Below are 15,358 nucleotides of genomic sequence, written 5' to 3' on the forward strand. Positions count from 1 at the left end.
GATGTCCATCCTCCTGCGCACGGCCATCGCCGTCGACAAGTCCCTGGACGCGGGGGCGGTCGCCAATGCCTCGGCGATCGTCATGGGCCAACTGGCCCGGCTCGACGACCGGATCTACGCGGACGACGTGCTCGACGCCGAGAAGGCGCTGCACGCCGGCATCCGTTTCAACACGCTGGTGCTCTCAGGCCGCAGCAGTCATCTGACGGCCCTCGCCCAGGCCGCCCGGGCCGAGCGACTGCCCACCGTGCTGTTCACCACCCAAGGCCGGTCGCTCAGCAATTCCTTCGAGTCCTACCGGGACCTGATCGCCCAGGCGGAGCCCGGCTCACTGGACGTCTGCGCGGTCGGCGTACTGGGGGAACACGAGCTGGTCCGGACCCTGACCAAGCGCTTCAGCGTCTACCGCGGATGACCATCCCCACGGTCCACCGGGCTTCGCCCTCGTAGGGTGTCTCCATCGTGGCGGCTCCGACCGGGGGCGAGCCCCCAGAAGGTCGGGACGCATGGCGACTCAGGCGACTCACACGCTGTCGAGCGGCGCACCGCCCCGGCGGCGCGCCGGCCGGGCAGGCCGGGTGCCGGGGGTCTTCCTCGCACTCGGCGTGTACGCGGCCGTGCGCGCCGTCGGGGTGCTGGCGGTGGCCGTGGCGGCCTGGTGGAGCGGGCGCGGCCCCCTGCGGGTGCTCGGGGAGTCCTGGGACTCCGTCTGGTACCTGCGGATCGCCGAGCACGGCTACGGCCGGACCCAGATCTACCCCGGCATCGGGTCCGTGCAGAGCGACTCCGCGTTCTTCCCGCTCTACCCCGTCCTGATCCGCTGCGCCTCCCTCGTGCTGCCCGGCTCCCTGACCGTCGCCGCGCTGGCCGTCGCCTGGATCGCCGCGGGCACGGCCGCCGCGGGGGTGTACCGGGTCGGGGAGCACCTGCTGGGGGCCCGCGCCGGGGTGCTGCTCGTCGCGCTGTGGGCCGCGCTGCCGCACGCCCTCATGCTGACCCTCGCCTACACCGAGCCCCTGCTGACCGCCTTCGCCGCCTGGGCCCTGTACGCGCTGCTGCGCGGCCGCTGGGGGTGGGCGGCGGGGCTCGCCGTCCTCGCGGGGCTGACCCGGCCCACCGGGATCGCGGTGGCCGCGGCCGTGACGGCGGCCGCCGCCTACGAGATCTGCCGGCGGCGGGGCCGCGCTCCCGCGCGGGTGTGGGCCGCCGGGCTGGTCGCGCCCGTGGGCTGGGCCTCGTACGTCCTGCTCGTCGGCGTGCACCGCGACGATCCGCTCGGCGGCTACTTCGCCGTCCAGAGCGGCTGGGGCTCGCGCTTCGACTTCGGCGCCGGGGCGCTGCGCTCCGCCCGGCACGCGCTGGGCTCGCCCGGGAGCGTGGAGCTCGCCACGGTCGTGACGGTGGTCCTGCTGGTGGCGGCGCTGGTGCTGGCCGGGCTGCTGGCGGCCGACCGCCGGATCCCGCTGCCGCTGCTCGTGTACACCGGCGTACTGCTGGTGATGACCTACGGCGGCGCCGGCTTCTTCGAATCGAAGCCGCGCTTCCTGCTGCCCGCGTTCGCGCTGCTGCTGCCGGCGGCGGCCCTCATGGCGAAAGCCCGGCCGCGCACCGCGGTCGTGGTGACCGGGGTGCTGGCCGGGCTCTCGTACGCGTACGGGCCGTACCTGCTGCTCGTGTCCGGGGTGGCGCCGTAGGGACCGCGAAGACCTAGTTGGTCTCGCTGTCGCCGCCCTCTTCGCCGTCCTTCTGGTCGGCCGCCGAGTCGACTTCCTTCTCCAGGCCGAACTGCTCGACGAGCCACTTGTCGAACTCGATCGACGCGCGGACCCAGCTGACCGTGGAGGACACGAAGTGCTCCAGGTTCACGCCGGTGCCGATCAGCATCTGCGCCTCACCGATCAGGCGGACGGAGCCGTCGTCGTGCGTGTGGCTGTAGACCTTGGGCCACAGCGTGCGGCGGTTCCAGTCGTCGATCGACTCGAGGAGCTGGGGCTTCTCGTCGATCTTGTGCGGGCGGTCGTAGAACGTCCGCACGGAGAAGACCTGCTGCTCGTCCTCGCCGCGGAACATGAAGTACGTGCGGAAGTCCTCCCACGGCGCCGCGAGGTCACCCTCGTCGTCGACGACGTACTTGAGCTCCATCTGCTCCAGGAGCTGCTTGACCAGGTCCTGGTCGGGGACGACGGGGCCCGCCGGTCCAGTGGCCTGCGGATCGGGCTGCTGCCCTCCGAAGTTCGGAATCGAGGCCGGGTCGATGCTCACCGTGTGACTTCCCTTCGTGCGGATGCCGCCATCCTCCCCCATCGCGCCCACCCCGTGTCCACCCCCGCAGCCACGATCCGCTCCGGGCGGACAGGAGTAGGGCCCCGGTAAGCCGGGCCCCGGCGATTCCGAGGCCCGGCTGAGGCGGTATTGCGCCGGATTGCAGCGCCTTGTTACCGCCGGGTCGCTACAGCGCCTTGCCGACCAGAAGGTCGTCGCCCGCCACCGAGACGCGGACCGTGTCGCCGTCGCGGACCTCGCCCGCGAGGATCTCCTTGGCCAGGCGGTCGCCGATGGCCGTCTGGATCAGGCGGCGCAGGGGGCGGGCGCCGTACGCCGGGTCGTTGCCCTTCTCCGCCAGCCAGGCCAGGGCTTCCGGCGTGACGTCCAGGATCAGGCGGCGTTCCGCCAGGCGCTGGGCCAGGCGGCCGATCTGGAGCTCGGCGATGTGGGCCAGCTCGGCCCCGCTCAGGGCGGAGAAGACCACCAGGTCGTCCAGGCGGTTGAGGAACTCCGGCTTGAAGGAGGCCCGCACCACGTCCATGACCCGGGCCTTCTTCTCGTCCACACCTGTGGACGGATCCATGAGGAACTGGCTCCCCAGGTTCGAGGTCAGGATCAGGATCGTGTTGCGGAAGTCCACCGTGCGGCCCTGGCCGTCCGTGAGGCGGCCGTCGTCGAGGACCTGGAGCAGCACGTCGAAGACCTCGGGGTGGGCCTTCTCGACCTCGTCCAGGAGGACGACGCTGTACGGGCGGCGCCGGACGGCCTCCGTCAGCTGGCCGCCCTCCTCGTAGCCCACGTAGCCGGGCGGGGCGCCGACGAGGCGGGCCACGCTGTGCTTCTCGCCGTACTCCGACATGTCGATGCGGATCATGGCCCGCTCGTCGTCGAAGAGGAAGTCGGCGAGGGCCTTGGCCAGCTCCGTCTTGCCCACGCCCGTGGGCCCGAGGAAGAGGAACGAGCCGGTCGGCCGGTCCGGGTCCGCGATGCCCGCGCGGGTGCGGCGCACGGCGTCGGAGACGGCGCGCACGGCCTCGCCCTGGCCGATCAGGCGCCGGCCCAGCTCCTCCTCCATGCGGAGCAGCTTCTGGGTCTCGCCCTCCAGGAGGCGGCCGGCCGGGATGCCCGTCCAGGCGCCGACCACGTCGGCGATGTCGTCGGGGCCGACCTCGTCCTTGACCATGGTGTCCCGCGAGACCTCGGCCTCGGCTTCGGTGGCCTCCGCGAGCTCGTGCTCCAGGGCCGGGATCTCCCCGTAGAGGAGCTTGGAGGCGGTGTCGAAGTCCCCGTCGCGCTGGGCGCGCTCGGCCTGGCCGCGCAGGTCGTCCAGGCGCTCCTTGAGCTCGCCGACCCGGTTGAGGGACTGCTTCTCCTTCTCCCAGCGGGCGGTGAGGCCCCGCAGGTCCTCCTCCTTGTCCGCGAGGTCCTTGCGGATCTTGTCCAGGCGCTCGCGCGAGGCGGCGTCGGACTCGTTGTTCAGGGCCAGCTCCTCCATGCGCAGGCGGTCGACCGAGCGCTGGAGCTCGTCGATCTCCAGCGGCGAGGAGTCGATCTCCATGCGGAGCCGGGACATGGACTCGTCGACGAGGTCGATGGCCTTGTCCGGCAGGAAGCGGGAGGTGATGTAGCGGTCGGAGAGGGTGGCGGCGGCGACGAGCGCGCTGTCGTTGATGACGACCTTGTGGTGGGCCTCGTAGCGGCCCTTGAGCCCGCGCAGGATCGCGATGGTGTCCTCGACGCTCGGCTCCGCCACCAGCACCTGCTGGAAGCGCCGCTCCAGCGCCGGGTCCTTCTCGATCCGCTCGCGGTACTCGTCGAGGGTCGTCGCGCCGACCATGCGCAGCTCGCCGCGGGCCAGCATGGGCTTGAGCATGTTGCCCGCGTCCATGGAGGAGTCCCCGCCGGCGCCCGCGCCGACGACGGTGTGCAGCTCGTCGATGAAGGTGATGATCTGGCCGTCGCTGGCCTTGATCTCCGAGAGGACCGTCTTGAGCCGCTCCTCGAACTCGCCGCGGTACTTGGCACCGGCCACCATCGCGCCGAGGTCCAGGGAGACCAGCCGCTTGTTCTTCAGGGACTCGGGGACGTCGCCCTTGACGATGCGCTGGGCCAGGCCCTCGACGACGGCCGTCTTGCCGACGCCGGGCTCGCCGATGAGCACCGGGTTGTTCTTGGTCCGGCGCGAGAGCACCTGGACGACGCGGCGGATCTCGTGGTCGCGGCCGATGACGGGGTCGAGCTTGCCCTCGCGGGCGGCCGCCGTGAAATCGGTGCCGAACTTCTCCAGGGCCTTGTACTGGCCCTCGGGGTCGGGGGTGGTCACCCGCCGCCCTCCTCTTGCGTTCTCGAAGGCCTCGCGCAGCTTCTTCGCGGTCGCGCCCTGGGCTGAAAGGAGCTCGCCGGCCGCACCGCCCTTGGCGGCGAGGGCGATGAGCAGGTGTTCGGTGGAGAGGTACTCGTCTCCGAGCTTCCCGGCCTGCGCGTCGGCCTCGGCCAGTACGGCGAGCAGCTCGCGGGTGGGCTGCGGGGGCGCGACCGTGGAGCCCGTGACGCTGGGCAGGGCGGCGAGCAGCCGGTCCGCTCCGGCGCGTACGGCGGCCTGGTCGGCGTCGGTCGCGGCGAGCAGGTCGGTGATGTTCTCGTTGTCCTCGCCGGCGAGCAGCGCCAGCAGCAGGTGTGCGGGCGTCAGGTCGGCGTGCCCGTCCTTGACGGCCCTGGTCGTGGCCGCGTTCAGCGCGTCCCGGCTCCGGTTGGTCAGTTCGGCATCCACGTGCGCCTTCTCCCTTCCTCTCCTGTGTGTGCTTTACATGAGTAACCTGCACAAAGTTGAGTCTATTCCACTCAAGGTGGAGGGACGTACCCTTCGCGCATGTCGACTCCCAGCCCGGCCGGCACGGCCCGCCCGCCCCAAGACGTACTCAACCCGACGCCGGAGTACCTCGCCTTCTGGCGGGAGCGGCACATCTGCACGCTGACCACCCACCGGCCCGACGGCAGCCCGCACGTGGTCCCGGTGGGCGTGACGTACGACCCGGAGGCCGGGCTGGCACGGGTGATCAGCAACAAGCACAGCAAGAAGGTCCGCAACGTGCTGGCGTCGCAGGGCGGCCCGCAGGGCGGGGCCCGGGTGGCGGTGTGCCAGCTGGAGGGGCGGCGCTGGGCGACCCTGGAGGGCCGCGCGGTGGTCCGTGACGACGAGGCCTCGGTCGCGGAGGCGGTACGCCGCTACGCGGAGCGGTACGGGCGGACGCCCTCGCCGAACCCGGACCGGGTGGTCGTGGAGATCAGCCTGGAGCGGGCGATGGGGCGCGCGTAGTCGCGCAGGCCCCGCCGGACCGGGTCCCGTACGGCCGGGTCCCGTTGGACCACGTCCCGTTCGGCCGGGTCCCCTTCAACTACGTCCGGTTCAAGCACTGGACACGAACATCACAGCGGCGCCATCGTGGTCAGGTCCACGATGGCGCCGCTGTGTGGGGGGTAGCACCTGAGCGATTTGCGACGACAGGGGAATCGCTTCAGGCACTGCGGGGGGTGGCGGCGGAGTCGGGTTCGAAAAGTTGGTGGTCACGCTGGTCCAGATTGACGAAGACCATGCCGTACCGGATCTCGCAGCGGACGGGCTGCGGCGCGCCCCGGGGACGACGCAGACAGCGGTAGGCGCGGACGTCCTCGTCCTCTTCCCGCACCACGATGATGGGCTGGCCGAAGAGGGTGACCTTCAGCGAGTCACCGGCGTAAGGAATGGCACTGGTGAGATCGATGAACTGCCAGCCGGAGCGGTAGGCCGATGCCATCTCACGGCGGAATCCGTGGTCGTCGGGGGTCATCAGGAAACCTGCGCAGGGATGGTGTCCCAGCCGAAGTCGTTCCCGACCTTCTTCTCGACGGACGTGCTCGCACTGGTGTCAGCGCTTCCCGTGCCCCCGTTGACAGCGGCGACTGCCCCAAAAATCGCGGCGACGGAGAAAACAACGGCAAGCGCCGAGCGAAGCATTCTCTTATACATGGTCGGCTTCGTCCTCACTTGATGGAATCTTCTCCCCCGCACTGACAGACGATGGCTCATTCAGGCACGTCAGTGCCACAGGGACGATGCATCATGTTCTTACATGTTCAGGACCCTGGGGGGTGGAGATTTGCCGCAGAGCACAACAAACCCGACACATCACCACCCCGTCACGGAGATGTGCGCCGAGGGAACGCGGCTCTACGCAGCGGCCCTGAGCACCGGCCGCGTCGCCCGCGGTGAAGTGAAGAACGCCCCCTGCCTGCTCGAATTCGCTCTGCTGCGCCCCGACCCGGACGACGCGAACCAACTGCGCGCGGTTCCCCCGTCCGTGGCGCTCGCCCAGCGGCTCCACCCGATCGAACGCGAGATCCAGGACCGGCGGCGAACCGCCGTGGATCTCACCGACGCTTTCGAGCCGTTCCTCGCCCTCAGCGCCCGGAGCCCCGCCAACACCCACGCGATCACGGTGCTGGAGGGATTCGACCAGATCAACGCCGCCATCGACCTGGCCACCTCCGAGTGTCACACCGAGGCCCTGACCGTCCAGCCGGGTGGCGCCCGGCCGACGTTCAGCCTCAGCCAGTCCCTGGAGCGCGCCTCGCCGATGATCGACCGCGGGGTGAAGATCCGTACGCTCTACCAGCACACCGTGCGGCACAGCCAGGGCACGCTCGCCTATGTGGACAGGATCTCCACGGGCAAGGTCGAGATCCGCACACTGGAGGAGCTCATCGAGCGTCTCATGATCTTCGACCGTACCGTGGCCTTCATCCCCGCGAGCCATGATCGGCGCGTCGCCCTGGAACTGCGGCACCCGGGGCTGATCGAGTACCTCATCAAGGTCTTCGAGCAGCTGTGGCGCAGGGCCGTGCCGCTGAACGACAAGGTCACGTACACGCACAGCCCGGACGGGATCTCCGGCGTGCAGCGCTCCATCGCCCACCTCCTCATCGAGGGGCACGTCGACGAGGCCATCGCCCGGCGCCTGGGCATGAACGTACGCACCTGCCGCGCGCACATCGCCAAACTGGCCACCGCCCTGGGCAGCGGCAGCAGGGCCCAGCTGGGCTACCTCATCGCCGAGTCCGGCATCCTGCACGACTCGGGCCCCGCGGACGCCGAGGGGCTGCCGTAGCCCCGCTGACGGCTGGGGACGGACCGGGACGGGTTGCGGGCGGCCACGGCCGGTAGACACGCACAGAGGCCCCGCCCAGACCCTTCGTGAAGGGTTCGGGCGGGGCCTCCGCGTGCGTGCGCTCGCTCAGCCCAGCGGCCGCTTCGGCGCCGGCCGCCAGACGACCAGGGCGCTGCCCGGCTGCGGAGCCTGGTACGGGACCAGGTCGCGCCGGTACGAGGCGTGCACCTGGGCCTCGCGCTGCTGGAGAACGGCGGCGGCGCCGTCGACGGCCGTCGAGAGCTCGGCCACGCGCTGCTGGAGCGCGGCGACCTGGTTCTCCAGTTCGATGATCCGCTTGATGCCGGCCAGGTTGATGCCCTCTTCCTGGGACAGCGCCTGCACCGTGCGGAGCAGTTCGATGTCACGGGCCGAGTAGCGCCGGCCGCGCCCGGCCGTGCGGCCCGGGGAGACCAGGCCGAGGCGGTCGTACTGGCGCAGCGTCTGCGGATGCAGGCCCGAGAGCTGGGCGGCCACCGAGATCACGTAGACCGGGGTCTCATCGGTGAGCTGGTACTGGCTCCTACGGCGGCCGTCCATGTCATGCTCCCTTCGCGGACTCGAACAGCGCGGAGCGCGGGTCCTCGGACTCCGTCGCCTCGCGGTACAGCTCCATGGCCTCGCGGGCCTTGTCGTTCAGCTCGGTCGGGACCGCGACCTCCACCGTCACGAGCAGGTCGCCGCGGGTGCCGTCCTTGCGGACCGCTCCCTTGCCGCGGGCCCGCATCGTGCGGCCGCCGGGGGTGCCCGGGGGCAGCTTCAGCGTCACCGAGGGGCCGTTCAAGGTCGGGACCTTGATGTCGGCTCCCAGCGCCGCCTCCGCGAAGGTCACCGGAACGGTCACCGTGAGGTTGTCGTCCTTGCGGCCGAAGACCGGGTGCGCGTCCACGTGCACGACCACGTACAGGTCACCGGCCGGGCCGCCGCGCTCGCCCGGAGCTCCCTTGCCCCGCAGCCGGATCCGCTGGGAGTCGGAGACCCCCGCCGGGATCCGGACCTGCATGGTCCGGGAGCTGCGGGCCCGCCCGCTGCCCTTGCAGATGTCGCACGGGGTCTCGGCGATGAGGCCGCGGCCCTTGCAGTCCGCGCAGGGGTCGGTCAGCGAGAAGCCGCCGCCGCTGCCGCGGGACACCTGGCCGGTGCCGACGCAGGTCGGGCACACGCGGGGCGTGCCGTTCTTGTCGCCGGTGCCCGAACAGGCCTTGCACGGGGACTGCGAGGACATCCGGAGCGGGACCGTGGCCCCGTCCACCGCCTCCGTGAAGGAGAGGGTGACCTCCGATTCGATGTCCTGGCCGCGGCGCGGCTGGGTACGGGTTCCCGCACCCGGGCCGGCGCCGCCGCGGTTGAACAGGCCGCCGAAGACGTCGCCCAGGCCGCCGCCGGCGAAGCCGCCGCCCGCGCCGCCCTGCTGCTGGCCTCCGAAGAGGTCGCCGAGGTCGAAGTTGAACGAGCCGCCGCCCCCGCCGGGACCGGGGCGGAAGCCGCCGTTCCCGAACAGGGCGCGGGCCTCGTCGTACTCCTTGCGCTTCTTGGCGTCACCGAGGATGTCGTTCGCCTCGGAGATCTCCTTGAAGCGCTCCTCGGCCGAGGAGTCGCCCTTGTTGGCGTCCGGGTGGAACTCGCGGGCGAGCTTCCGGTACGCCTTCTTGATCTCGGCCTCGGTGGCGTCCTTCGGGACACCGAGGACCTTGTAGTAGTCCTTCTCGACGAAGTCCTTCGTGCTCATCCCCGGTGTCCCTCCTCTCGCGCTTCTTGTCCTGCGTGTCGTGCAAAGGGCGCCGCAGCGTCAGCCCTTGTCGGGGGCATCCGCGTCCTTGTCCGACGCGGACTCGCCTTCCGCCGCCTCGGACTTCGGCGCCGCGCCCGGCTGGGGCTCGGCCACCGCGACCCGCGCGGGACGGATCGTACGCTCGCCGATCCGGTACCCCGGCTGCAGGATCGCCACGCAGGTGTCCTCGGTGACGTCCGGTGCGTACGAGTGCATCAGGGCCTCGTGGATCGTCGGGTCGAAGGGCTCGCCCTCCTTGCCGAACTGCTGCAGGCCCATCTTGGCCGCGGCGGTCTCCAGCGATTCGGCCACCGACTTGAAGCCGCCGACCAGCTCGCCATGTTCCCGCGCCCGGCCGATGTCGTCCAGGGTCGGGAGGAGTTCCGTCAGGAGGGACGCGACCGCGATCTCCTTGACGGCGATCCGGTCCCGCTCCACCCGGCGGCGGTAGTTCTGGTACTCCGCCTGGAGGCGCTGGAGGTCCGCGGTGCGCTCGCCGAGCGCGGTGCGGGCCTGGTCCAGCTGGGCCAGCAGAGCCGTTTCCTGAACGCCCCGTGCTGCTGCGGAGTCCCCGGCCGGGGCCGCGGCCTCCTCCTTGGAGGAAGCTGCGGCCTTCGGCTCGGCGGCGTCGTCGTCAGGCGTGCCGTCGGCGGGGACTTCGGGCTTCTCGTCGAAGCCCGGGGTCTCCTCCGACATCAGGCAGCGCCGCCCTTCGGCTTCTCGTCGTCCACGATCTCGGCGTCGACGACGTCGTCGTTGGTGTCGGCCTGGCCGGCGTCACCGGTCGGCGCGCCACCGGCGGCCTGGGCACCGGCGTCGGCGTAGATCGCCTGGCCGAGCTTCTGGCTGACGGCACCGAGCTTCTCGGTCGCGGTGCGGATCTCGGCGGCGTCCTCGCCCTTGAGCTTTTCCTTCAGCTCGGCGATGGAGGCCTCGACCTCGTCCTTGACGTCGGCCGGGACCTTGTCCTCGTTGTCCTTGACGAACTTCTCCGTCTGGTAGACGAGCTGCTCGCCCTGGTTGCGGGACTCGGCCGCCTCCTTGCGACGGGAGTCCTCGTCCGCGTACTGCTCCGCCTCCTGGCGCATGCGGTCGACCTCGTCCTTGGCGAGGGAAGAGCCGCCGGTGACGGTCATCTTCTGCTCCTTGCCAGTGCCCAGGTCCTTGGCAGTGACGTGCATGATGCCGTTCGCGTCGATGTCGAAGGAGACCTCGATCTGCGGGACGCCACGCGGGGCCGGCGGCAGGCCGGTCAGCTCGAACATGCCGAGCTTCTTGTTGTACGCCGCGATCTCGCGCTCGCCCTGGTAGACCTGGATCTGCACGGACGGCTGGTTGTCCTCGGCCGTCGTGAAGATCTCGGACCGCTTGGTCGGGATCGTGGTGTTGCGCTCGATGAGCTTGGTCATGATGCCGCCCTTGGTTTCGATACCGAGGGACAGCGGGGTCACGTCGAGGAGCAGGACGTCCTTGACCTCACCCTTGAGAACGCCCGCCTGGAGGGTCGCGCCGAGGGCGACGACCTCGTCCGGGTTGACGCCCTTGTTGGCGTCCTGACCGCCGGTGAGCTCCTTGACGAGCTCGGCGACGGCCGGCATGCGGGTGGAGCCGCCGACCAGGACCACGTGGTCGATCTCGGACAGGTTGATGCCCGCGTCCTTGATGACGTTGTGGAACGGAGCCTTGCAGCGGTCGAGCAGGTCAGCGGTGAGCTGCTGGAACTGCGAGCGCGTGAGCTTCTCGTCCAGGTGCAGCGGGCCCTCGGCGGAAGCCGTGATGTAGGGCAGGTTGATCGAGGTCTCCGTGGAGGAGGACAGCTCGATCTTCGCCTTCTCGGCGGCCTCGCGCAGACGCTGGAGCGCCATCTTGTCCTTGGACAGGTCGACGCCGTGGCCGTTCTGGAACTGCTTCACCAGGTAGTCGACGACGCGCTGGTCCCAGTCGTCGCCACCGAGGTGGTTGTCACCGTTGGTGGCCTTCACCTCGACGACACCGTCGCCGATCTCGAGGAGCGACACGTCGAAGGTGCCGCCACCGAGGTCGAAGACGAGAATGGTCTGGTCGTCCTTGTCGAGGCCGTAGGCCAGGGCGGCGGCGGTCGGCTCGTTGACAATACGCAGGACGTTCAGGCCCGCGATCTCGCCGGCCTCCTTCGTCGCCTGGCGCTCGGAGTCGTTGAAGTAGGCCGGGACGGTGATGACCGCGTCCGTGACCTTCTCGCCCAGGTACGCCTCGGCGTCGCGCTTCAGCTTCTGCAGGATGAAGGCGCTCATCTGCTGCGGGTTGAAGTCCTTGCCATCCAGGTTGATCTTCCAGTCAGTGCCCATGTGGCGCTTGACGGAGCGGATGGTCCGGTCCACGTTCGTGACCGCCTGGCGCTTGGCCACCTCGCCGACGAGGACCTCGCCGTTCTTGGCGAAGGCGACGACGGACGGCGTGGTCCTGGCGCCTTCGGCGTTGGTGATGACGGTGGGCTCTCCGCCTTCCAGAACGCTGACGACGGAGTTAGTGGTGCCCAGGTCGATGCCGACCGCACGTGCCATTTTGATTCCTCCAGCTGACTTGAGTGGAACAGACTCAAGAGTGCATCACCGCTCCGACGGTGTCAACAGAGGTGAGTCGAGGGGGCTCAACCTTTAGGCTGCGCTTACGCTCAGGGGCGCCATTCGGGGCACCACGGCCGCGCGGCACCCGCGCACCGCCGGAGCCGTACGGCACCGTGCTGGCATGCACAAGCTGCTCGCGCTCCCCGCCCGGCCGGGACCATGGCCGCGGCCTGGAACTTGGCCTTGGCCGACCAGGCCGTCGGCCAAGCGGGTGCTCGACCTCACCGGAGCGGCGCTCCTGCTCGGGGTGTTCCTCGTACCGCTGCTGCTGACCGCCGGGCTGCTGTACGCGACCCAGGGCGCGGGCGTCCTCGTACGGGAGCCGGCGGCCGGTCTGGCCGGGCGGCCGTACCGGGCCTGGCGGCTGCGCGTCGGCAAGGGGCGGGTCGGGGCGGCGCTGGAGCGGTGCGCCCTGGACGGACTGCCGCAGCTGCTCAACGTGGTGCGGGGCGAGATGTCGCTGGTCGGGCCGCGCCCCGGGAACAGTGCGTCGGACCGGCCCGAGCGGCTCCTCGTACGCCCCGGGATGACCGGGCTGTGGCAGGTGAGCGCGCGTTCGGACCTGCCGTGGGAGGAGATGGACCTGCTGGACCGGCACTATGTGGAGAACCACTGGCTGGGGATGGACCTGGCGATCCTCGCGCAGACCCCGCGGGCGGCCTGGCGGCACGGGCGGCCCTGAGACGGAGCCCGGGCGCGGACACGGCGGGGCCCCTGCGGCGGCGCGGCCCGTCACGGCGGGGGCGAGCGACGCAGATCACCGCGCGCTCGGCTACATTGCGGCGTCGGGACTGGGTAACCTCAAGCCTTGACTGGATAAGTTACCGCTTAGTAAGTCCCGCCCGAGGAGCCCTCCCATGCAACTCGCCGCGATCATCGTGTCGCTGGTCCTGACCGTGGTCGGCGTCGCGCTGCTCGCCCGAGCCGTGGCGCAGATCTACCGTTTCGTGAAGCTCGGTCAGCCCGTACCGGCAGGCAGCCGTACGGACGACCCGAAGTCCCGAACGATCACCCTGGTCCGGGAGTTCCTCGGGCACAGCCGGATGAACCGCTGGGGCCTCGTCGGCTTCGCGCACTGGTTCGTCGCGATCGGCTTCCTGACGCTGCCGCCGACGCTGGTGCAGGCGTACGGCCAGCTCTTCCAGGCCGACTGGGTGCTGCCGATCATCGGCGGCTTCCTGCCGTTCGAGTTCTACACCGAGTTCATCGGCCTGCTGACCGTGCTCGGCATCCTCGTCCTGATGGGGATCCGCCTCGCGTCGCTGCCCTCGCGGGCCGGCCGCAAGTCGCGCTTCGCGGGCTCGAAGGCCTGGCAGGCGTACTTCGTCGAGTACATCATCCTGACCATCGGCCTCGCGATCCTGTGCCTGCGCGGCCTCGAAGGCGCGATCCACCACGTGGACTCGTACGAGCCGGCGTACTTCGTCTCGTACCCGCTGGTGCTGGCCTTCAAGGGCATGTCGCTCGGCGCGCTCCAGAACGCCATCTACTTCACCGCGATGATCAAGATCGGCACCTCGCTGATCTGGATGATCGTCGTCTCGCTGAACACCAACATGGGTGTGGCCTGGCACCGCTTCCTCGGCTTCCCGAACATCTGGTTCAAGCGCAACGCCGACGGCGCGGTCGCGCTCGGCGCCCTGCAGCCCATGACCAGCGGCGGCAAGGTCATCGACTTCGAAGACCCGGGCGAGGACGACGTCTTCGGCGTCTCGCAGGTCGAGCAGTTCTCGTGGAAGGGCATCCTCGACTTCTCCACGTGCACGGAGTGCGGCCGCTGCCAGTCGCAGTGCCCGGCCTGGAACACGGGCAAGCCCCTCTCCCCCAAGCTCCTGATCATGTCGCTGCGCGACCACGCGCACGCCAAGGCCCCGTACCTGCTGGCCGGCGGCGGCAAGGACATGGAGGGCAACGAGAAGGCGACGCCCGAGCAGCTCGCCAACGTCCCGGCGGCGGCTCTGGCCGAGGCCGAGCGCCCGCTGATCGGCACGGCCGAGGAGAACGGGGTCATCGACCCCGACGTCCTGTGGTCCTGCACGAGCTGCGGCGCGTGCGTCGAGCAGTGCCCGGTGGACATCGAGCACATCGACCACATCGTCGACATGCGGCGCTACCAGGTGATGATCGAGAGCGCCTTCCCGAGCGAAGCCGGGACGATGCTCAAGAACCTGGAGAAGAAGGGCAACCCCTGGGGCCTCGCGAAGAAGCAGCGCGTCGAGTGGACCAAGGAGGTGGACTTCGAGGTCCCGATCATCGGCAAGGACGCGGAGGACCTCTCCGAGTTCGACTACCTCTACTGGGTCGGCTGCGCCGGCGCCCTGGAGGACCGGGCGAAGAAGACCACGAAGGCCTTCGCGGAGCTGCTGAACATCGCGGGCGTCAAGTTCGCGATCATGGGCGGCGACGAGAAGTGCACGGGTGACTCCCCGCGCCGCCTGGGCAACGAGCCTCTCTTCCAGCAGCTCGCGCAGGAGAACGTCGCGATGCTGAACATGGCGTTCGGCGAGGACGACGAGGACCCGGAGACGAAGAAGCCGAAGTCGGCGAAGCGGATCGTCTCCACCTGCCCGCACTGCTTCAACACCATCGCGAACGAGTACCCGCAGCTGGGCGGCGAGTACGAGGTCATCCACCACACGCAGCTGCTCCAGCACCTGATCGACGAGGGCCGCCTCACGCCGGTGACCCCGGTCGACGGGCTGATCACGTACCACGACCCGTGCTACCTGGGCCGGCACAACAAGGTCTACACGCCGCCGCGCGAGATCATGTCGGCCGTGCCGGGCCTGCGCCAGCAGGAGATGCACCGCCACAAGGAGCGGGGCTTCTGCTGTGGCGCCGGTGGCGCGCGGATGTGGATGGAAGAGCGGATCGGCAAGCGCATCAACAACGAGCGCGTCGACGAGGCCCTGTCCCTGAACCCGGACATCGTCTCCACCGCCTGCCCGTTCTGCCTCGTCATGCTCACGGACTCGGTGAACGGCAAGAAGAACGAAGGCCAGGCGAAGGAACACGTCACGGTCGTCGACGTGGCGCAGCTGCTGCTGGAATCGGTGAAGACGCCGGATCCGGTGGAGCCGGAGCCGGAGCCCGAGCCGGAGCCGGAGCCGGTGGTGGAGGCCGTCGCGGAGCCCAAGGCCGAAGCTGTGGCTGAGCCCAAGACGGAGGCCGTCGCGGAGCCCAAGGCCGTGGTCGAGCCGAAGGCCGTCGCGGAGCCGAAGGCGGAGGCTACGGCTGAGCCCAAGGCTGAGGCCGTCGCGGAGCCCGAGGCGGAGGCCCCGGCCAAGGCCGAAGCTCCCGCGCCGAAGGCGGAGGCGCCGGCGGAGACCCCCGTGGAGCCGACGAGCGACGCCGAGGCGAAGTAGCTCGTAGCCCGTGCAGCACGGAACACCGGAGCGGCCCCCCCCCCCCCGGGGGGGGGCCCCCCCGGGGTGGGGGGGGGTGGGGCGGTGGGTCGGTCCCGTGCCGGGGCAGGACAGGTTTGTACACCCCCGGCCGCGCCCCAAAGCCAAACCCAGGCCCCCCGCGCCCCC

Annotated in this window: 13 protein-coding genes; 6 read left to right on the forward strand and 7 right to left on the reverse strand. The window is 70.3% G+C overall.

The window, feature by feature from the left end:
- Position 1 precedes the first annotated feature (1 nt).
- Both ACFYYB_RS37760 and ACFYYB_RS37765 read left to right on the forward strand, forming a co-directional pair.
- Complete coding sequence (locus ACFYYB_RS37760) at positions 2-415, forward strand: DUF2000 family protein (RefSeq protein ID WP_389442310.1); 414 nt, start codon at positions 2-4, stop codon at positions 413-415.
- A 91-nt stretch (positions 416-506) separates the two neighbouring features.
- Complete coding sequence (locus tag ACFYYB_RS37765; protein WP_389442312.1) at positions 507-1,694, forward strand: mannosyltransferase family protein; 1,188 nt, start codon at positions 507-509, stop codon at positions 1,692-1,694.
- Positions 1,695-1,707: 13 nt separating this feature from the next.
- Here ACFYYB_RS37765 and ACFYYB_RS37770 read toward each other — a convergent pair whose 3' ends face one another.
- Both ACFYYB_RS37770 and clpB read right to left on the reverse strand, forming a co-directional pair.
- Positions 1,708-2,262 carry a YbjN domain-containing protein gene (locus ACFYYB_RS37770; protein WP_389442314.1) on the reverse strand — a complete coding sequence of 185 codons (555 nt, stop codon included), beginning with the start codon at positions 2,260-2,262 and terminating at the stop codon, positions 1,708-1,710.
- 187 nt (positions 2,263-2,449) lie between these two features.
- A complete protein-coding gene (gene clpB, locus ACFYYB_RS37775) occupies positions 2,450-5,035 on the reverse strand; it encodes an ATP-dependent chaperone ClpB (protein ID WP_389442316.1) in 2,586 nt (861 codons plus the stop codon).
- Between the two features lie 99 nt (positions 5,036-5,134).
- Here clpB and ACFYYB_RS37780 point away from each other — a divergent pair, with 99 nt between their 5' ends.
- Positions 5,135-5,581: a TIGR03618 family F420-dependent PPOX class oxidoreductase gene (locus ACFYYB_RS37780; protein ID WP_327305463.1), complete on the forward strand. Its 447-nt coding sequence runs from the start codon at positions 5,135-5,137 to the stop codon at positions 5,579-5,581.
- Between the two features lie 199 nt (positions 5,582-5,780).
- Here ACFYYB_RS37780 and ACFYYB_RS37785 read toward each other — a convergent pair whose 3' ends face one another.
- Positions 5,781-6,092 (reverse strand): (2Fe-2S)-binding protein, encoded by a 312-nt coding sequence (locus tag ACFYYB_RS37785; RefSeq protein ID WP_388504736.1) that lies wholly within the window; start codon positions 6,090-6,092, stop codon positions 5,781-5,783.
- A 282-nt stretch (positions 6,093-6,374) separates the two neighbouring features.
- Here ACFYYB_RS37785 and ACFYYB_RS37790 point away from each other — a divergent pair, with 282 nt between their 5' ends.
- The gene (locus ACFYYB_RS37790; protein ID WP_389442320.1) at positions 6,375-7,409 is read left to right on the forward strand and encodes a helix-turn-helix transcriptional regulator; all 1,035 of its coding nucleotides are present in this window, start codon (positions 6,375-6,377) and stop codon (positions 7,407-7,409) included.
- Between the two features lie 126 nt (positions 7,410-7,535).
- On the opposite strand, the gene ACFYYB_RS37795 is transcribed toward ACFYYB_RS37790, so the two are convergent.
- The 4 genes from ACFYYB_RS37795 to dnaK are packed head-to-tail and all read right to left on the reverse strand — an operon-like array spanning position 7,536 to position 11,762.
- Complete coding sequence (locus ACFYYB_RS37795; protein ID WP_266879781.1) at positions 7,536-7,988, reverse strand: heat shock protein transcriptional repressor HspR; 453 nt, start codon at positions 7,986-7,988, stop codon at positions 7,536-7,538.
- Position 7,989: 1 nt separating this feature from the next.
- The gene (gene dnaJ / locus ACFYYB_RS37800) at positions 7,990-9,177 is read right to left on the reverse strand and encodes a molecular chaperone DnaJ (RefSeq protein WP_389442323.1); all 1,188 of its coding nucleotides are present in this window, start codon (positions 9,175-9,177) and stop codon (positions 7,990-7,992) included.
- 60 nt (positions 9,178-9,237) lie between these two features.
- A complete protein-coding gene (grpE, locus tag ACFYYB_RS37805) occupies positions 9,238-9,915 on the reverse strand; it encodes a nucleotide exchange factor GrpE (RefSeq protein WP_389442326.1) in 678 nt (225 codons plus the stop codon).
- Positions 9,915-11,762 (reverse strand): molecular chaperone DnaK, encoded by a 1,848-nt coding sequence (dnaK, locus tag ACFYYB_RS37810; RefSeq protein WP_389442328.1) that lies wholly within the window; start codon positions 11,760-11,762, stop codon positions 9,915-9,917. Before dnaK ends, grpE begins: the two co-directional genes overlap by 1 nt.
- A 274-nt stretch (positions 11,763-12,036) precedes the next feature.
- On the opposite strand from dnaK, the gene ACFYYB_RS37815 reads away from it, so the two are divergent.
- Positions 12,037-12,507 (forward strand): sugar transferase, encoded by a 471-nt coding sequence (locus ACFYYB_RS37815; protein ID WP_389442330.1) that lies wholly within the window; start codon positions 12,037-12,039, stop codon positions 12,505-12,507.
- A 175-nt stretch (positions 12,508-12,682) separates the two neighbouring features.
- On the forward strand, positions 12,683-15,190 hold the full coding sequence (locus tag ACFYYB_RS37820; protein WP_389442333.1) for a 4Fe-4S dicluster domain-containing protein: 2,508 nt from the start codon (positions 12,683-12,685) through the stop codon (positions 15,188-15,190).
- The last annotated feature ends 168 nt before the right edge of the window (positions 15,191-15,358 follow it).

Source organism: Streptomyces sp. NPDC002886 (assembly GCF_042888445.1).
Classification (GTDB): Bacteria; Actinomycetota; Actinomycetes; order Streptomycetales; family Streptomycetaceae; genus Streptomyces.